We start from the raw sequence: 20,332 nt of genomic DNA, 5'->3' as shown, positions 1-20,332 counted from the left end.
CGATGAGTAATCCCTGCATTAGCAGCAGATGAAGATTTTATAAAAAACAAAATCAGATTCGTTTTCAATTCATTTAAATTCAGTTATTTTTGCGCAATGGCAAAGCAAGAAGATAAATTTAAAAAGGTTATTGCCCACGCTAAGGAGTATGGGTATATTTTTGGTTCTAGTGAAATTTATGATGGATTAAGTGCGGTATATGATTATGGTCAAAATGGAGTAGAGCTTAAAAAAAACATAAGAGAATATTGGTGGAAAAGCATGGTTAATATGCACCAGAATATTGTTGGTCTTGATGCTGCAATATTTATGCATCCTACAACCTGGAAAGCTTCGGGTCATGTAGATGCCTTTAGTGATCCACTTATTGATAATAAAGATTCTAAAAAGAGATATAGAGCCGATGTTCTTATCGAGGATTATGCAGAGAAGCTTTATCAAAAAGCTCAAAAAGAAATCGCTAAAGCCAAAAAACGCTTTGGAGATGATTTTGATGAAGCGCAATTTGTATCTACCAATCCAAGAGTGGTAAAATACCTTTCTAAAAAAGAAGAGATTTTACAGCGTATGGCAAAATCTTTGGATAACGAAGATCTTGCAGATGTAAAAGCACTGATAGAAGAATTAGAAATTGCTGACCCGGATACTGGTTCTAAAAACTGGACAGAAGTGCGACAATTTAACCTAATGTTTGGCACTAAATTAGGAGCATCTGCAGAGTCTGCTACCGATTTGTTCTTAAGACCAGAGACCGCTCAGGGTATTTTTGTGAATTTCCTGAATGTTCAGAAAACAGGACGAATGAAAATACCGTTTGGGATTGCTCAAACCGGAAAAGCATTTAGAAATGAGATCGTAGCGCGCCAGTTTATTTTTAGAATGCGGGAGTTTGAACAAATGGAAATGCAATTCTTTGTACGCCCCGGCGAAGAAATGAAGTGGTATGAATACTGGAAAGAAACCCGATTACATTGGCATTTATCACTAGGATTAGGTAAAGAGAATTATCGTTTTCATGATCATGATAAACTAGCACACTATGCAAATGCTGCAGCCGATATTGAGTTTAATTTCCCATTTGGATTTAAAGAATTAGAAGGAATTCACTCCAGAACAGATTTTGATCTTAAAGCTCATGAAGAACACTCAGGTAAGAAATTACAGTTTTTTGATCCCGAGTTAAAAGAAAGCTATGTTCCTTATGTTGTTGAAACTTCGGTTGGGTTAGATAGAATGTTCCTGGCTGTATTCTCTACCGCATTACAAGATGAAGAATTAGAAGATGGTTCGAGTAGAGTAGTATTAAAATTACCAGCAGTTGTTGCTCCTGTAAAAGCAGCAATACTTCCTTTGGTTAAAAAAGATGGCCTGCCAGAGATTGCAGAACAGATTGTTGATGACCTAAAATGGAAATTTAATGTTATTTACGACGAAAAAGATGCTATTGGACGTCGATATAGAAGACAAGATGCTAATGGTACTCCATTTTGTATTACAATAGATCACGATACTATAAAAGACAATACAGTTACCATACGAGATCGAGATACTATGGAACAGAAACGAGTGGCGATTACAGAGCTTAAGGCTATCATTTCTGAAAAAACAGATGCCGAGTATTGGTTAAAATAATTTTGGGATAGTTTTTCCCTGGTAAAAGCTGCCTCATTATGAGGCAGCTTTTTTATTTTAATAAACATATGGATAAGATATAATCATTGACAATCATTGATAATTTTTTTTAAAATTAACCGTTTTTTTATCAATACTTAGGATAAAGTGCCTTATGGCTGTCTTATTTTGAAGTTTAGTTGTATTTTAGTCTCTAAGTAAAGAGCCAGGTCTTAATATAAATTGTTGCTTATGCTATTAAAGAAAATTGTAGTAGTTTCCTTTTTGTTTTTTGTTACCATTGGATTTTCACAAAAGAAAGAAACCATGAATGCCAGTATGGTAACTACTGCTGCTTATATGAGGGCAATAGAACCATTGGCAGGAAAAAAATTATTACCTGGTAAACCAAGAGAAGGTAAGATTAATCCTAGAAGAACAGATGCCAACAAAATTGTTCCGGGAAAAGGTCTTCCCAAAGGAATGGATCCTTTACTTGCCAAACAAAAGAGCAATCAGGTGAAGAGAGCTGGTAAAGCTCCTTCTCTTACATTCGAGGCAAATTCTAGCAATAGAGCTCCTTCGGATCCTACAGGGGCCGTTGGCCCTAATCATTATGTAAGTGCCAAAAACTTTGCTTTTGCAATACACGATAGAAGTGGTAATGAGTTAGTAGCTTCCTCGTCATTAGCCAATATATTTCCGGGAGAAACCCTTGGAGATCCAATTGTATTTTATGATAGTTTTGCAGATCGATTTGTAATCACTCAATTCTCTAATACTCCGAACGGATTCCTGGTAGCTGTAGGACAAGGGCCAGATCCTGTAAATGACGGATGGTATACCTATCGATTTAACACAGAAGGATTCCCTGATTACACAAAATTTTCAATTTGGTCTGATGGATATTATGTAACGGCTAATAAAGATCAAAACTCGGTACAAACCAGCGAAATCGTATTTGTAATCGAAAGAGAAAAAATGCTACAGGGAGCAGCACAAGAAAATGTAAAAATGGTAGGATTTCCACTTCCTGGAGCTAGAATAGGTGGGTTTTATAGTCCGGCATCATTTAATGCTTTAGGAAAAACATTACCTCCCGACGGTGATGCCAGAATTATTTATTTTCAGGATGATGAGTGGGAAGGTGTTGATCAGGATATATTAAAACTATGGAAAATTGATGTAGACTGGGTTTCTCCCAGTCAATCTACAATTACAGAAGCAGAAGAACTTACGGTAACAGCATTTGACTCTACTTTTGATGGTGGATCTTTTGGTAACTTACCACAACCGGGTAGCGATCGAAATATCGATGCATTGCAAGGTGCAGTTATGTTTGCCAGTAATTATAGGAGGTTTTGTAATTATAATTCTGTAGTACTTAATCATGTAGTAGATATAGATGCAGATGCAGATGATGTAGCAGGTATACGCTGGTACGAATTACGACAAAGTGGAGATGGTCAACCCTGGACTGTATTTCAGGAAGGAACCTATACTTCTCCCGATGGTAAAAGTGCCTGGTGTGGAAGTATGGCTATGGATATTTATGGTAATATTGGTATGGGGTATACTACAATGGGTACAACAAGTACCGGGGCAAGTGCAGATAGTTTTGCTTCAATTCGATATACAGGTAGACTTGCAGGTGACCCATTAGGAACAATGACCGTAGCAGAACAAGATATCAAAATAGGAACCGATATACAACGCGAAGGAGATCCACAACGATACGGAGATTATGCGCAACTTACCGTAGATCCTGTAGATGATCAAACATTTTGGCATATTGCAGAATATTTTGAAAACACAGGAGACAACTCAAGAAATGTTGTAGGAGTTTTTAAAGTGGCTGGCGCGGTTACAACCGATGTAGGAGTAGTAAGTATAGACACGCCAGGGGGTGATGCCACTTTTACCAATTCTGAAAACATTACCGTAACCGTTAAGAATTTTGGATCTACAGCTCAAAGTAATATCCAGGTTACATATTCTATTAATGGAGGACCCGTAGTAAATGAGTTATTAGCAGGTCCTATAGCGCCGTTAGGAACGGCTTCTTTTTCATTTGCTACCAATGCAGATCTTAGTACAGAAAGAGTATATACTATAACAGCAGAAACTAATGCAGCGGGAGATATCAATCCCGAAAATGATTGTAGCGAGGTAACACTCAATAATTTATTTTCTGTTGATGTGGGAGTGGCAGAATTAACATCTCCTGCCCTCGATAGTGGTATTACAGCTGCTTCAGAGGCCGTTGTTGTTACGCTATATAATTTTGGTTCTGCTGCGCAAACCAATATTCCGGTTTTTTATACTTTAAATAATGGAGCCAGAGTAGAAGAAGTTTTTACGGGTACCCTGCAACCGCAAACAGAAGCAAGTTATACATTTACCACTCTGGTAGATATTACAGGAACAGGGACTTTCGAGTTTCAATTAGGAACGGCTTTGGCTACAGATGAAAATACAGCTAACGACACAATTACCAGAACAATAGAAAGAGCGTTTTGTAAACCAACAGCAAATTGTACGCGATTTGGAGATGGAATTAAGTCTTTCGAATTGGCAAATGTTACTAATGCTCAAATTACCTGTGATACGGGATATGAGGATTTTACGAATGACTTTACCATCAATTTAAATCGGTCTATAGGCACCTATACACTAACTGTGCAAACTGGATTTGCAGATAATAATGGATCCGAGAGGGTATCTATGTGGATTGATTTTAATGACAATATCGTTTTTGAAGAATCAGAATTGTTGGTTGATAATCAGATTATTGAAGCTGCTAATACCGATCAGGACTTTACAGTTTCAATTGCTACTGATGCTGTGTTAGGAAGTCATTTGCTTAGGATTCGTGCAGGAGATGTTAATACCAATAGTGGAGCTCCCCTTAATAATCCTTGTGGTTCAATGGATTTTGGAACAACTCATGACTATACCGTAGAGATAGGAGAAAATGAAGAGTTAAATACAGGATTGATTGTAATCACAGAACCAGATAACCAATTTTTGATTACCAAATCAGACTCTGGCCCAGAAACCGAAACGAGACTTTATATTTTTAACATTCTGGGACAAGTCATTGTTTCTAATATAGTGAGAAAAGATGCCAATGGTAGATTTGTATACGATCTGGATATGTCCTATGCGAGATCAGGAGTCTATTTTGCACGATTTGGTAACAAAAGAAAAGCAGATGCTACAAAGTTTATAGTACAATAAATAATACACTTATTCTTTACGCATCTTGATTTCTGTAATAGAAACAGGGCGGGCATCAGTACATCTACTAGCCATTCTAAGACTGCCAAATTTTACCCAAACGTATTGAGGGACTTTGGTTTTGAAGAATTCTTCAAGATTAATAGGGTCCAGGTTATCTTTATATTCTTCAACATTTAGAATATAAGGACAGCCTTCAGATTTACTACTTACTATAGTACCTTTACTAAATCCTTTTTCTATCATTTCTTTTGATGTCGAGATTTGAATATCATTTTTTGAAGTTGCAGCGCTTTCAGAATTTACCCCTTTGGCGGGAACACAATTATATGCACTAAATAGTAGAAGTAAGCAGGCGGTTTTAAGCATGTTTTTCATGATTTGTGGTTGTTTACTATAAAGATCATAAAAATTTATTAGAATATGATGGGATTTATACGTCAATTTAAATTCATAATTGATGATTAAAATGTATCGATATGACGCTTCATTTTCTTTAATAATTGGTAGATTTGAATTATCAATGTCGTTTAGTTAAGCTTTTAGTTGTCAGTCTGAGCCTGTCGAAGATATTTGAAAATGCAGATTTGAAAGCACTTCGACAGGCTCTGTGTGACAAGAAATTTTAAATCTTATCCCTTAACTAAACGACATTGTTTGAATTATGTAAACCAAATAGTATTTTGAGTATGAAAATCGTCTCCTATAACGTAAACGGAATTAGAGCAGCAATAAACAAGGGGTTTTTAGAATGGTTGAAACAAACCGACCCAGATGTGATTTGTCTTCAGGAAATAAAAGCAAATAAAGAACAGTTGGATCTCGATCTGTTTTCAGAAGCCGGATATCCACATAATTACTGGTATAGTGCTCAGAAAAAAGGATATAGTGGTGTTGCTATTCTTTCTAAAACAAAACCTGATCATGTAGAGTATGGTACCGGGATTGATTATATGGATTTTGAAGGCCGTAATCTAAGAGCTGATTTTAATGGAGTATCGGTAATGAGTTTATACCTCCCTAGTGGTACCAATATAGATCGTTTGGAGCATAAGCTAAAATATATGGCAGATTTTCAGACCTATATTAATGAACTTAAAAAAGAACACCCCAATTTGGTGATATTAGGAGATTATAATATATGTCATAAAGCAATCGATATTCATGATCCGGTGCGTAATAAAAATGTATCAGGATTTTTACCAGTAGAGCGTGAGTGGATCGGTAATTTTATCGATAGCGGTTTTATAGATTCTTTCAGGCATTTTAATACAGAACCACATCAATATTCATGGTGGAGTTATAGAGCTAATGCCAGAGCGAATAATAAAGGATGGCGTTTGGATTATGGTATGGTATCTCAGCCTTTACAAGATAATTTAAAAAGAGCCGTTATTCTATCAGAAGCCAAACATAGTGACCACTGCCCTATTGTAGTCGAATTAGATGTATAGATGCGTATAGGATAGTGATATTTTACCTCAATGTAATACTGTTACATCTAAGTAGTCTATAGAATAAAGACTGTCAATTCAAGTGCTGCGCTTTCAGTTGCAGTGTATCGAGAATAAGTTTTTTGAATATAAATAGAAACGTAAAAAAGAACAACCCCATAAACAACATAAAATGATAAAAAGAATAGTATCTGTTATACTTGTTGGTACTCTTATGACTTCTTGTGTTTCTTCTAAAGTGTACAAAGAATTAGAAAGCAAGTATGCTCGTTTGAAGCGAGAAAATCGTAAAACCAAAGACGAATTAGCAGCTTTAGAAAAAACAAGCGATGCCAATAGAAAGGCATTAGAACAATTAGATGCCGAATATCAAAAGGTTAAAGCCGAGAGAGATGATTTGCAAGGAAAATATAATGCAGCACAGGCTAATTATGAAAACTTAAAAGATTCGTATGATGCATTAGAGAAAAACAGTTCGGCAGCGATTGCGGCCAATAGTAAGAAAAACAGAGAACTGCTAAAACAACTGGAGGAAAAAGAAAGAGCGCTGGCCGAAGAACGTAATCGTTTGGATGCATTACAACGAGACCTCGCTTCTCGTTCTAAGAGAATAGATGAATTAGAAGGGTTAATTGCAGCCAAAGACGCCAAAATGCAGGCACTTAAAAGTGCAATATCCAAAGCACTGCGAAATTTTGAAGGAAAAGGCCTTACTGTAGAAGAGCGCAATGGCAAAGTCTATATCTCTATGGAAAACAAACTACTGTTTGAATCTGGTAGTTGGGCAGTAGGAGCACAAGGACAAAAAGCAGTAAGACAACTCGGTAAAGTATTGGGCGATAATACCGATATTGCTGTTTTGATCGAAGGGCATACCGATAACGTACCCTATACAGGTAACGGACAACTATCTGGCAACTGGGATTTGTCTACCAAGAGAGCTACTGCAATTGTCAATATTTTGTTACAAAACCAGAAAATTGACCCACAAAACATCACTGCGGCTGGTAGAGGAGAGTTTGCTCCTGTAGCATCTAATGATACGAGTACAGGAAAAAGTAAAAACAGAAGAATCGAAGTGATCCTAACTCCAAAATTGGATGAAATCACTAAACTGTTGAATGATATTTAAGTTTACAGAAATTATAAAACATAAAAAAAGCGACCATTTTGGTCGCTTTTTTTGAGTTTATTTTACTTATAAACTATTAAGTATGTTTTCAATTTCTTTTGTATTATCTTGGGATGCATTTTCTTTAACTCGTTTTAGTACGTCTAAGAATTTATGTACCACTTTGTGAGCTTGCATAGCTTCTAATGGACCTATTTTTCTGCCATTAGCAGTAAGAAGGTAGTAGTCAAAATACTTAACAGGTACAGACTTATCTTGTATCTTCTGAACAGAAGTTGTACCAGTATCTTTCACAATAGAAACAACATTGCCATTAGCAATTACTTTATCTGTCATTTCAGAAACATCTTTTGCGAGAGGATATAATTCCTCATCATAAATTTTGCTCATTTCTTCCCAAGTTACTTGAGCTTGAGTTGATAATCCTGCGCCTAGCACAAATAGAAGTAGAAATAATTTTTTCATAATGTTTGGGTGTTAAATAATGTATTATAGTTTATAGGTTAATTACACCGGTTATCAGAACGCGATAAAATTTATTTTATTGTTAAAATAACCTTAAAAATTGCCTCAAAATAGGTAATTTATTTGATAAAAACCAAAAAGCGTGCCACGGATTTAGTAAACAAAAAATAAAATCCTTAATTATGCATATAATGAAAAAGCACACTGTTTTTTTATATAAAAACCCGTTGTGCATTTTGAGCTAAAAAAGTTTTCAAAATGTCAGTTCGAGTGACTTTTTGATAAAAAAGTTGTATCGAGAACCCATTTAAAGGTTAAAATTCTTATTCTCGATACATATTTTACTCATTTTAATCGTAAAATTCACTCGAATTGACAGAATTTTATCAAAATGCACAATGAGTTATAAAAGTATAAAAATAAGAAAAACAGATAACAAAAGGGCGTTGCCAAACGTTTATTATATCAGTTCTGATTTAAATTTACTCATAAGAAAAATGATGGATTTTTGACTTAGATGAAAAAGAAAATTCAAGCATAGCAGAGCTACGGTTGTGTTTTATTTTGAAATATTAGACAAAAAGACGCGGTTTTATTGAGTAAATTTAAATTGGAAATGGTATTATACCCAAATTAATTTAAAACTATAGAACAAATGAAGAGGCTATCCATTTTTGTAATATTACTAGTATCCGTGTTCAAAGGAGTAAGCCAGGAAAGCGAAGAAGAGTACCAAAATGAAGAAGAAATACAAAGTGAAGAAGAGGTGCAGGAGGATGCAAAAGGAGAAAACAACTACTTTGATATCTATGCATATTTTAATTTCACCAATGATGAATATTCCAATGCCTTGGATAAGGTAAATGATATGGATCCAGAAGATCAAAATGTCCTATATACGTTGGTAGTAGAAGTGCAAAAAGATATAGTATTAAAAGATCGCTTGTTCGGGGAGTTGATTGCAAGACCCAAAAAAAAGAATCCTTTCAAAGGTAAAGACAGCCCAGGGTTTACCTGTATCCTACGTGGTCTTATAGAAAACAAAACAGTATATAATGAGGTTATTAAAGGTGGAGGCTCTGAGGATCGTGCCAGAAATGTCGCAGCCCTCGCCGAAAGAACTGTTCGGAGAAAATGCGGTATCGCTAAAAAAAGTGAATAAGGTATAGCACGAACTGTTTCTATATTCCAGTAAATTCGAGTCACAGGTGGTATTATCTCAATATATTGACGAAAAGCATAACCTCGTTCTGCTACTCCAGGCTTAATTTTTACCATAAGCAGTTCGGCAATACAGGGATAGTAATTTGATTATTAGGAGGTTTAGAATATTATAGTATCTTTAAAATACCTTAAATCATTAAATACCTACATAGTTATGTTTATTATCTTCGGAACAAGAGGACTAAAACACACCGTGAGTGAAAGTCCTGTTTTATCAAATTCATGTCCAAATTGCAATAATGGAAATCTCGTAAATAAGCTCTATCGCAGATGGTTTACCTTATTTTTTATCCCCATGATTCCACTGGATGTAGTAGATCGATTTTATCAATGCGATAGCTGTAAAAGTGCCTATAACGAAAATATAAAAACGATCTTACAACGCTCGCAGGATGAGATTAACGAGAATCAAAAACGAGCAAAATTAGTATTTGCCAAAGCACTTATAGCCTCGATGACACATATGTCGATTATCGATGGAGATTTTGCTGCAGAAGAAGAGCGCGAAATTATGGATGCTATAGAGGGGTTCCCAGAAATGAAGGAAGAATTAATGGCGATACATCAAAATATAAAAGCAACTGGTAATCAGGATAACCAGGTCTTTAATTTTCTTAATGAAGCACGAAATGAACTATCATCAGAAGCGCTAATTAATATTTTGGCACAAGCAGCTGTAGTACTATTGGCCGATGGAGCTATCGAAAAAGAAGAAGAGAACCTTATGAAAGAATATCTTATCGCTTGTGGATTACCAAAAGAGATGTACCAAACATTAATCGATAAACTGATGCAAAAAGATATGACTAAGATTAAAAAAGAACAATTGAATTAAGGCTTGTGATAATTTTTTTACCTAGGGTTGGTATTTGGCGTAAGCTTAATCAATAGAATATTGTCTGATCGAGTGTTTTTTCGAAATGAAAATGAAGCAAAATGTATCGAGAACAGATCACTTATTGAAATGCTTCTTGCTTAAATTAGGAAGCCTATCATACTCATTATTTATTAATGCTTCTTTTTTTGATTTAGACCATTTTTTAATTTGTTTTTCCTTTTCAATAGCGATATTAATATTGGTAAACTCACAGTAAAAGATTAAAAGTACTGGTCTTTTTGATGAGGTATAAGAATTCTTATAGCATCCTGAATGATGCTGAAATAATCTTTTTTCAAGATTAGAAGTCACTCCTGTATAATAAGTTTTATCCGAGCATTTTAATATATATACGTAATAAATTTTCACCTTGGTAAGATTACAAATTAAAACGCTTCTCGATACAATTTATTTTCCGTTACACTACAAATAAACCACTCGAAGAGACAGTAGTGTACATTGTGATGATTGAAGTGATATTGTCTGTTCGAGTGTTTTGTGAAACATAGTGAAGCAAAATGTATCGAGAACCAATGTAGATTCAAATGTTTTTTTGAACAATACAACCCTTCACGACAAGAGAGTACCCCCTTGTCGATATGGGGGGTACCCTATCAAAAGGTGGTTCGAGCTGATAATTTAACGCTTCGAGGGGTGATGATGACTCTTCGAAAGGATACATTCAGGCTTCGAGCTGATATCATATGGCATAAAGGGCTTGAGAGGAGGGGTAAAAGTGATGGTTTTTGGGCTTCGAGGCCATAAAGGGAGGCCTCGAAGGACTTTAGTAACGCTTCGAAGGACTTCAGTAACGCTTTGAAAGGTGTTGTAAAGGGGTGTCGTCCTAAGTTTATATATTTTGTTAATCCTAGCAATGTGAGTCCGATATAACTTTTAAGCTAATCAGAAGCCGTCAAATTGAGTGGTTTTTCAGAATGAAATGGAGAAAAATTGTATCGAAATTAGGCTTTTGATGAAAAATTCATTTGTCTTCGATAGCTCTGCTAAGCTTGGTCGAAGTACAATTTTCGATCGAAAATCACATATTATAAAGGAGACACTACATCGAATCTGTTGGCAAGCAAAGAATAAAAAATAAGTAATAAGACGATATAAACTTATATCTTTGTTATCAATCCTACCCAAAGATCATCTAAAAAGGAACATGCTTTATTGGATGATCTATTTTTTAGCACAGTACATTTCTCTTTAGAGAGATAGAACTATGTATGTGATAAAATATAAAACTATAATTTCGTTTATTGATCAAAGCTCTCTTATGAAAAAATTAGCATCGGTTTTTCTAACCTCCTTTTTCTCTATTATTTTGTGTGTTTTATCGTTACAGGCTACTCATGCACAAGCAACAAATGATACTTTGTTAGCTGCTCAATATTATAAAAAAGCAGATTCTTTGTTGATAGATAAGAAATATGATGAATCTATTGAGTTATTTAAAAAAGCGTTACCTATGTATAAAAAAGCCCAAGCTTGGGAACGTTTGGCAGCATGTTATAATAGAATTTCTGAAAATCAATTAAAGAATAGAAAACTTGAAGAAGCGCTGTCTAGTGCTAAAAAGGCTTTAGAGATTAGTACTACGTATTTGAAAAAAAATAGTTTAGAAGAAACGAACGCGCATGAAAATATTGGAGAGTATTATTTTAAAAAGTCAGAGTATATTAATGCTATAGATAATTATGAAAAAGTATTGAATTCTAGATTAAAAGTATTGTTGAAAAATGATATGTTAATTACCCAAAGTTATAGCAATGTTGGAAAAACTCATTTTAAATTAGGTAGTTATGATGAAGCAATATGGTTTTTCAAAAAATGTTTAAAAATTAACAAAAATTTATTTGGAGAAGAACATTTGAATACGGCAAAAGTGTATAATGATATTGGTTCTGCATTTAGAGAAAAAAGATTATATCATAAGGCTTTAGAATATTATCAAAAAGCTTTAAATATTAGAATAAAAATATTTGGAGAAAACCATCCGCTCATTGGTAGTTCTTATATGAATATTGGTGTTCTATTGAAGAATAGAAAACAAAATTGTAGAGCTCTAGACTATCATCAAAAAGCTTTAAAAATATATCTGAGTACATTTGGAGAGAGGAGTTATAAACTCATTCCTATCTATATGAATATTGGAGTTACTTATAATGATATGAAAATGTATAATGTGGCCATTAAATATTTTGAGAAAGGTCAGTCATTAATTTTAAATTTTTATGATGATAAGCATTCTTTTGTTGCTCGTTCCTATAATAATTTAGGAAAAGCCTATGAGGGGTTAAAAGAGTTTGAAATTTCTATTGATTATTTTTTGAAATCACAGGATATTTATAGGAAGAATATGGGGTCAAGAAGTTCTGTTCTGGCAAGTGCTTATAATTATACTGCCATGAATTATTTCAAGAATAAAAAGTATAATAATTCTTTGCAATACTATAGAAAGGCTATTGAAGCTAATTCAAAATATGATAAAGCAAAAATTGAGAAAAATAATTTTAACCCTGGTCATTTTTTTTTCCTAAATAGATTAGTAACAAGTTTAGAAGGGATGGCACGTACTTTAAAGGTACTATATCAAAAAAAAAATAAAATTAAACATTTAAGAGAATGCGTAGAAACTTATAACAAAATGGATATAGTAATAAGTGAAATTAGACAATCTATACATAGTTATGAAGATAAAGTAATATACTCTAATGATGCTAGGAATGTTTGTTTTGGAGCTATTGAAGCCCAATTATTATTGTATGAAATAGAAAATGCCCCGGAACTATTAGATAAAGCTTTTTATTATGCCGAAAAAAACAAGGCTAACACTTTAAAAGAACTACTAATAGATGTTAATGCCAAAAACTTCGCAGGATTACCTGAAGACTTAGTGACATTAGAAAAAGAACTAAGAACCAATAGATCATTTTATCAATCCAGAGTCACAAAAGAGCAGTCAGAAAAAGAGGTCGATACTTCAAAAGTTACCTATTATGAGAATAAACTATTTGATATTAACCGAACACAAGATTCATTAACCCAGGTTTTAGAAAAAAATTATCCCAAGTACCATCAATTAAAGTATAAAAACGATATTGTAAGTGTATCAGATATCCAACAACAACTGGATGACACAACTACTTTGTTAGAATTTTTTACAGGAGATAGTATCACTTATGCTTTTTCGATTTCTAAACATGATATTAGCGTACAAGAACTATCTACTCCAAAACTTACCGAGCAAATCGAGGCATTTCGTAAAAGTATCATTGCCAAAAACACAGGAACATATAAACAACAAGCATATGCCTTATATAATACACTTATAGCACCAGTTAAAGATAAATTAGTCGGGGATCAACTCATCATAATCCCCGATGGACCCTTATGGCATCTTAATTTTGAGCTATTACTCACCCAGAAAGACGATTCTAATAATCCAGCTCTCTTATCTTATTTGCTTAAGAAATATGCGATTACTTATGCCAATTCTGCAAACCTGTTGTTTACTACTTTTAAAAGTGATCAGAAAACTAAACCATTACAAGAATGTCTGGCGTTTTCTTTTTCAGATAGTACACAGATTACGGATACATACACGATGAGTTTAGCAACCTTAAGAAGTGCTGGTATGGATCTACCAGGAACCCGTAAAGAAATCAAAGCCATTTCTGATATCATCGATGGGCAATACTATTTTGGATCACAAGCTATAGAAGTTAATTTTAAAAGCAATGCAAGTCAATACAACATCCTACACCTGGCATTGCATGGAGAAGTAGATAACGAACGCCCAGAGAACTCTAAACTCTATTTTACCAGGAGTAAAGACACTATAGAAGATAACCTACTCTATAGTCATGAGCTGTTTGCTCTGGATATTCCTGCAGAACTCACTGTACTTAGTGCTTGTAATACGGGTAGTGGTAAGATTGCCAAAGGAGAAGGAATTATGAGTTTAGGTACTGCTTTTCAATATGCAGGAACCAAAAGTTTGTTACTTACTAGTTGGGAGGTGTCGGATCAAACGACTCCAGAGTTAATGAAATATTTCTACACCAATCTTAAGGCAGGAATGCATAAAGGTAAGGCCTTACAACAGGCAAAATTACAATACCTAAGCACCGCTAATATCAATCGTACCGATCCTTTCTATTGGGGAGGATTTTACCTGGTAGGAGATACTACAGCAATGCAGTTTAACAACAATACCCAACTGTATTGGATTTTAGGATTGGGGGCTATAGCAGCTATACTCTTGGTGGTGTTTTTGTATAGAAGGAGAACAAAAAATGCTTGATGTTTGTTTAATTATTTGAGTTGTCATTCCAGTAATTTATCATCCCGTTGAAGAACGGGACTGGGATCTATGATTAAGTGTTCTACAATCGAATTCATTTTTTTTTATATAAAAGGACACGCGAAATAAATATAACAATACTATAACTGCTACACTAACGTTTTTGGTAATTTACCCATCAACTAAATATACTATCCATGCAAAAAATACAATTGACTTTTTCAGTTTTTCTTTTTTGGGTTACTTTCTTGGTGATTCTACCATATGCTACTCATGCACAAGCAACAAATGATACTTTGCTAGCTTTTCAATATTATAAAAAAGCAGATTCTTTATTGGTACATAGGTATTCAGATAGTTCTATCGTTTATTTTAAAAAAGCTTTGTCTATTTATGAAAAAGCTAAAGCCCAGGAACGTGTTGTAGCTTGTTATAACGGATTGTCATCAAACTACATCTTTTTAATTGAAGATGAAAAGGCAATGTCTTCTATGCGACAGGCATTGTCTTTATGTAATACCCATAAATTAGATCAGCAAAAATCAAAAGTTCTGGATAATTTAGGAGATTATTATTATTACATAAAATCCAATAATAAAAAAGCCGAAGAATATTATAAAAAAGCATTAAACATTCGAGAAAAACTAGCTTTTCAATACCCTTCAGATTTATACAATTTCTATATTAATTTGGCCAGGATAAATATTTATAAAGGTAAGTATGAAGATGTAAGAAAAAATGTTGAAAAGGCACTTGCTTTAATTACTAAACATCATGGATCTAGTCATTATAAAATAGCAGATATCTATGATATAAAGGGGCATTATCATCTCCGAAAATGGAATTTCGAACAAGCACGTGATAATTTTGAAAAAAGTCTTAACATTAGGAAAGAATATTTTGGCGAAAACAATTTGCAAACAAGTTCTTCTATTAGTAAATTGGGAATATATCATTATATTAAGGGAGAAATCGATACTGCAATCAAGTATCAAAATAAAGTATTAGCTATTGAAAAATCTTTTTTTGGTGAAGGCCATTTAAAACTAAGAAAAATTAATGTTAATCTGGCCAATTCATACAAAGAACAAGGGTTTTATGACCTGGCGTCAGAAATATTAGTGAAGACTTCGAAAATGATCCGAAAGGAGTTAGGAGAGGATCACTTAGACCTTTATCTTGTTTATTATAATCTTGCCAGTATATATTATTTTACAGGGCGTTTGAATATGGCTCTTGACTTCAATCAGAGAATCATTCGTCTATTAGAAAAAAACAATCAAGACGATAGAGAGTTTGCTTTTATTTATAACAAAATGGGGCTTATTTATATAGAAATGGATAACTATATAAAAGCAATAGAGTGTTTAAAAAAGTCAATTGATTTAAAAGAAAAAGTTTATGGGGAAAGTCATATCGCTATTGCAGATGGTTATAATAACTTAGGAACAGTATATATGCTTAAAGATGAAAAGGATAAAGCGCTTCAATTTTTCATGAAATCCCTAAAGATTAAAAACAAAAGATATAAAGGAAGTCATGTATCTCTTGCCAATAGTTATAAAGAAATAGGTCAATTATATACTAGAGGTAAGAATATAGATCTTGCCTTAAAATACCTTCAAGATGCTTTAGAAATAAGAATTAGTGAATATGGAGAAAATAACCCTAGAGTATCTCATATTTACAACCTAATAGGAAATGCTAATTTGGCTAATGATAACTATGTTTTGGCTATTTCTAACTTCAAAAAAGCAGTTGAATCAAACCAAAGATCTAATTCTTCAACAGAAGTAAAGTTTTCTAATTTTTTGAATCATAATGTTTTATTGAGTTCTTATGAAGGACAAGCTAAAGCATATTTATTGGCATACAGAAAAAGTTTGAATACGAATAACCTTTTGAAAAGCCAGAAACAATGTAAAATTTCGGATTCTTTGATACGTTTTGCAAGGTTTCATAATACGAATTACAAGGACAAAGTATTTTTTTCTAAAAAGGCTAAAGATATTAATAAGATTGCAATAGAAGGATCAATGTTGCTGTACAATAATGATATTTTAGATTTACAAGATGTTCTTTATTTTTCTGAAAAAAGTAAAGCAAACACTTTAATAGAATTGACTAATAATGATTCTAAAAGGTTTTCAGGATTACCTGAAAAGATAATAAAATTCGAAAAAAAATTAAAAATTGACAGATCCTATTATCAATCAAAAATCCAAAAAGAAAAATCTGAATCAAGTAAATTAATAGAATTCAAAAATAAATTATTTAGTATAAACAGGAAGCAAGATTCATTAAATGAGGTATTAGAAAAGAACTACCCTAAATATTACCATTTAAAGTATAATGACAAAGTAATTTCAATTGTCGATATTCAAAAAAAGATAGATCAAGAAACTACTTTATTAGAATACTTTACTGCAGATAGTATCACCTATGCTTTTACGATTTCTAAACATGATATTAGTGTACAAGAACTATCGACTCCAAAACTTACCGAGCAAATCGAGGCATTTCGTAAAAGTATTATTGCCAAAAACACAGGAGCATATAAACAACAAGCATATGCTTTGTATAATACACTTATAGCACCGGTTAAAGATAAATTAGTTGGGAATCAATTGATCATAATCCCCGATGGACCACTATGGCATCTTAATTTTGATCTACTGTTAACTCAGAATGACGATTCTAATAATCCAGCCCTCTTATCGTATTTACTTAAAAAGTATGCGGTTACTTATGCCAATTCTGCAAACCTGTTGTTTACTACTTTTAAAAGTGATCTGGATACCAAACCATTACAAGAATGTCTGGCGTTTTCTTTTTCAGATAGTACTCAGACTGCAGAGACACGTACAATAAGTATGGCCACTCTAAGAGATGCTGGTGGTGATCTACCAGGAACCCGTAAAGAAATCAAAGCTATTTCTGATATCATCGATGGGCAATACTATTTTGGATCACAAGCTATAGAAGCTAATTTTAAGAGTAATGCAAGTCAATACAACATCCTACATCTGGCATTGCATGGTGAAGTAGATAACGAACGCCCAGAGAACTCTAAACTCTATTTTACCAAGAGTAAAGACACTATAGAGGATAATCTGCTCTATAGCCATGAGCTGTTTGCTCTGGATATCCCTGCAGAACTCACTGTACTTAGTGCCTGTAATACCGGTAGTGGTAAGATTGCCAAAGGAGAAGGAATTATGAGTTTAGGGACTGCTTTTCAGTATGCAGGAACCAAAAGTTTGTTGCTCACCAGTTGGGAGGTATCGGATCAAACGACTCCAGAGTTAATGAAATATTTCTACACCAATCTTAAGGCAGGGATGCATAAAGGTAAAGCCTTACAACAGGCAAAACTACAATACCTAAACACCGCTAATATCAATCGTACCGATCCTTTCTATTGGGGAGGATTTTACCTGGTAGGAGATACTACTGCAATGCAGTTTAATGACCACACTCAACTATATTGGATTTTAGGATTGAGTATAGTCGCAGTTATGTTTTTGGTTGTGTTTTTGTATAGGAGGAGAATTAAGAATGGATAATTCAAGTTAAATGCCTACTTTTGTACAAGTTCTTTGGAATTCAATTGGGATAAAACACCATACTCCATAGTTTATGAATTTATGTTTAATTTTTAAAACTATGTATGATGAATTGGAAAATTCAAAAACTATTGAATGGTGAGACTATTGTCTCCAAAGAGCCTGGTAATTCTATGTTACCCATCTTAAAATCAAAACAACCTGTAGTACTTGAACCCGTAGATTGGGAAGATTGCGAAGCAGGAGATATTGTTTTTTGTAAAGTGAGAGGGAACTGTTTTACGCATTTGGTCAAAGGAAAAAATGCTAAACGAGGATTACTGATCGGTAATAACCGAGGACGCCTTAACGGGTGGACCAAAAATGTATACGGTAAGGTAATTGAAATATTACCAATGCCATAGAGATAGCGCTGAGAGCGCTTTTTTTGTTTATATACACCACTTATTTATATACTATTTTATCAAAGTAAACCTAAATGACTACCCGCAATAGAGGAAGAGAGGCTAGTGATGATCGATTGTTTGGAGAGTTGCCGATGCAAGAAAAATTAAAAGCAGCAGCAAAAGATATGTTGTATCTCCTTTCTCACGGCTATGCAGAAAAATCATCTGTACAATTGGTAGGAAATCGCTATACCCTTAATGCACGACAACAAAGAGCCTTGCATGGTATGAGTTGTAGTGAACAACAAATTGCGATTCGTAATAAAAATAGGGTAACGTCAAAAATGTTAAAAGGGCAAACCATAGCGATAGATGGATTTAACTTATTGATTATTCTCGAAAGTGCCTTGTCTGGGGCATATATTTTTAAAGGACTTGATGGGTATTATCGCGATGTATCTGGTGTTCATGGCACCTATAAACGAGTTCAAAAAACAGAAGAAGCTCTTCTAGTAATAGGAAATACACTTGATAAACTTGGAGTAAGTAGGGTACACTGGTATTTTGATGCTCCGGTTTCTAACAGCGGGCGACTAAAAACAACGCTTCGAGAATTAGCAGAACAACACCATTTTTCCTGGACAATAGATTTGGTTAATAACCCAGATAAGGAATTGGCAAGCTCAGCACATATTGTAGTAAGCTCTGATGCTTGGATATTGGATAGGGCACAAAAAAATACGAACCTGGCTGCTTATCTAATTGAGCATTATATCCAGGAAGCAAATATAGTATGTGCAGAATAATACTAAATTAGTGTGAGTTTGATATAAGAAAATTCACGTCAGCCAGAGATATCCAATAAAATTTTATTCAGTGTTTAAACTGACGTTCCAAAGCAGAGCTTTGAAATCTTTTTTCACGCAAAATAAATCTGGTTTTCAGTGAAACAGAAAAATACCTTGAAAAAAGTGCCTTTTCTTTTGGTTCGTTTTCTTTCGGCAAGCAAAGAAAATGAACAGAAAGCCTAATTTAGATATGATTTTTCGTAGTGAAACGGAGAAAAATCACTCAATTTGACGGCTTTTTTAAACTAAATTCTTACATCTAGTTCATGTTAAACTAAGATATTTGTTTGGCATAACACTTCAAAATAAGAGTTCCCTAACTCAAAACTACCGTTCACTCATTCTGTGTTTTGTAAAATGATATTGCGCTTTACTTTTGAGTAAACCAATGAGCATATAAATACTTTATCTAGTATCTAAACTTGGAACAAGGGGTAAAAAAGTAAAATTCGAAAGGAAGAAGTGTGGTGTTTAGGTATAGAGAAAAGATGATATAGGTTCATTCCTAAAATATATTTGATGGATGTTGGAGGAATAATTTTAGGTTGGTTTAGTGTGTGAAACGGATGCGGCAAGGGGTAGTCGTATCCGTTTTGATTAAAAAAAGAGCTTCTTATATAAGAAGCTCTTTTCTGGTTAAAATAAGGAAGAAGTCAGTAATTTGGTATCATCCTTTTTTATTTGGATCAAACCATTCTCCCCTAGCGTTGGTATATACCGTTTTAGTGTCGTTACCTATAGCAAGGATTAATTTGTAATTTCCAATCTTGTCGATATAGGCCTCAGAAATACTAGCCTCTGGAAAATCTTTTTCTACAGCAGCTTTAATGATTTCAGAAAGCTTGTCTATTTTAACTTCTTTATAATCTTGCTGATTGGTAGAAGCTTCTGTTTTGGTAATGGGTAGAGCTTCTTCGACTTCTTGTGCAGATACGGTTTGGAATGAAAATAGGACAACACAGATAGCAGCTATGATACTTATCTTTTTCATATTTTTTAGAATTAGTTTTGTTATACTTTACTATGTAAAAAGAAATTATCATTCCAGAATATGAAATGATTCAATGTCTATTTAAAACATTGATTATTAGATGTTTGTGTTTTTTGTGTTTTTAACGTATTATTTCAAAACTGTTGATCTGGTATACCGATTGTGGATTTATTTCACATTTAGAAAAGAAAAGATGCAGAAATATAGATTGTACTTTCATCAGATTTAT

At 33.7% G+C, this 20,332-nt stretch carries 14 protein-coding genes; 10 read left to right on the top strand and 4 right to left on the bottom strand.

What is annotated here, in order from left to right:
- Nucleotides 1-96: 96 nt before the first annotated feature.
- Together Z053_RS0108160 and Z053_RS0108155 are read left to right on the top strand one after the other, a co-directional pair.
- On the top strand, nt 97-1,632 hold the full coding sequence (locus Z053_RS0108160; RefSeq protein WP_025664544.1) for a glycine--tRNA ligase: 1,536 nt from the start codon (nt 97-99) through the stop codon (nt 1,630-1,632).
- Nucleotides 1,633-1,863: 231 nt separating this feature from the next.
- Nucleotides 1,864-4,851: a GEVED domain-containing protein gene (locus Z053_RS0108155; RefSeq protein ID WP_025664543.1), complete on the top strand. Its 2,988-nt coding sequence runs from the start codon at nt 1,864-1,866 to the stop codon at nt 4,849-4,851.
- 9 nt (nt 4,852-4,860) lie between these two features.
- Here Z053_RS0108155 and Z053_RS0108150 read toward each other — a convergent pair whose 3' ends face one another.
- Nucleotides 4,861-5,229, bottom strand: a complete 369-nt coding sequence (locus Z053_RS0108150) for a hypothetical protein (RefSeq protein ID WP_025664542.1) — start codon at nt 5,227-5,229, stop codon at nt 4,861-4,863.
- A gap of 311 nt (nt 5,230-5,540) precedes the next feature.
- Here Z053_RS0108150 and Z053_RS0108145 point away from each other — a divergent pair, with 311 nt between their 5' ends.
- Both Z053_RS0108145 and Z053_RS0108140 read left to right on the top strand, forming a co-directional pair.
- Nucleotides 5,541-6,305, top strand: coding sequence for an exodeoxyribonuclease III (locus Z053_RS0108145; RefSeq protein ID WP_025664541.1), 765 nt, complete (start codon nt 5,541-5,543; stop codon nt 6,303-6,305).
- A 172-nt stretch (nt 6,306-6,477) separates the two neighbouring features.
- Nucleotides 6,478-7,437 (top strand): OmpA/MotB family protein, encoded by a 960-nt coding sequence (locus Z053_RS0108140; RefSeq protein ID WP_025664540.1) that lies wholly within the window; start codon nt 6,478-6,480, stop codon nt 7,435-7,437.
- 66 nt (nt 7,438-7,503) lie between these two features.
- Here Z053_RS0108140 and Z053_RS0108135 read toward each other — a convergent pair whose 3' ends face one another.
- On the bottom strand, nt 7,504-7,902 hold the full coding sequence (locus tag Z053_RS0108135; RefSeq protein WP_025664539.1) for a hypothetical protein: 399 nt from the start codon (nt 7,900-7,902) through the stop codon (nt 7,504-7,506).
- Between the two features lie 655 nt (nt 7,903-8,557).
- Between Z053_RS0108135 and Z053_RS0108130 the strand changes: the two genes are divergently transcribed.
- Nucleotides 8,558-9,064 (top strand): hypothetical protein, encoded by a 507-nt coding sequence (locus Z053_RS0108130; RefSeq protein ID WP_035095463.1) that lies wholly within the window; start codon nt 8,558-8,560, stop codon nt 9,062-9,064.
- Nucleotides 9,065-9,280: 216 nt separating this feature from the next.
- The gene (locus Z053_RS29940; protein WP_051476004.1) at nt 9,281-9,961 is read left to right on the top strand and encodes a TerB family tellurite resistance protein; all 681 of its coding nucleotides are present in this window, start codon (nt 9,281-9,283) and stop codon (nt 9,959-9,961) included.
- A 117-nt stretch (nt 9,962-10,078) separates the two neighbouring features.
- Here Z053_RS29940 and Z053_RS0108120 read toward each other — a convergent pair whose 3' ends face one another.
- Nucleotides 10,079-10,372, bottom strand: coding sequence for a GIY-YIG nuclease family protein (locus Z053_RS0108120; protein ID WP_025664536.1), 294 nt, complete (start codon nt 10,370-10,372; stop codon nt 10,079-10,081).
- Between the two features lie 910 nt (nt 10,373-11,282).
- Between Z053_RS0108120 and Z053_RS0108110 the strand changes: the two genes are divergently transcribed.
- From Z053_RS0108110 to Z053_RS0108095, 4 genes are all read left to right on the top strand, one after another.
- Nucleotides 11,283-14,312 carry a CHAT domain-containing protein gene (locus Z053_RS0108110; protein ID WP_035095460.1) on the top strand — a complete coding sequence of 1,010 codons (3,030 nt, stop codon included), beginning with the start codon at nt 11,283-11,285 and terminating at the stop codon, nt 14,310-14,312.
- Between the two features lie 197 nt (nt 14,313-14,509).
- A complete protein-coding gene (locus Z053_RS0108105; RefSeq protein WP_025664533.1) occupies nt 14,510-17,878 on the top strand; it encodes a CHAT domain-containing protein in 3,369 nt (1,122 codons plus the stop codon).
- 107 nt (nt 17,879-17,985) lie between these two features.
- Entirely contained in the window at nt 17,986-18,282 is a 297-nt protein-coding gene (locus Z053_RS0108100) for a phage repressor protein (protein ID WP_196909463.1), read from the top strand.
- A 74-nt stretch (nt 18,283-18,356) separates the two neighbouring features.
- Nucleotides 18,357-19,070 carry a DUF434 domain-containing protein gene (locus tag Z053_RS0108095; protein ID WP_025664531.1) on the top strand — a complete coding sequence of 238 codons (714 nt, stop codon included), beginning with the start codon at nt 18,357-18,359 and terminating at the stop codon, nt 19,068-19,070.
- Between the two features lie 709 nt (nt 19,071-19,779).
- On the opposite strand, the gene Z053_RS29935 is transcribed toward Z053_RS0108095, so the two are convergent.
- Nucleotides 19,780-20,103, bottom strand: coding sequence for a hypothetical protein (locus Z053_RS29935; protein ID WP_025664530.1), 324 nt, complete (start codon nt 20,101-20,103; stop codon nt 19,780-19,782).
- Nucleotides 20,104-20,332 lie beyond the last annotated feature (229 nt).

This window comes from Aquimarina megaterium XH134 (assembly GCF_000520975.1).
In the GTDB taxonomy this organism is placed as follows: domain Bacteria; phylum Bacteroidota; class Bacteroidia; order Flavobacteriales; family Flavobacteriaceae; genus Aquimarina; species Aquimarina megaterium.
Note: the sequence above shows the minus strand (reverse complement) of the source record. Positions and strands in the feature narration are given on the sequence as shown.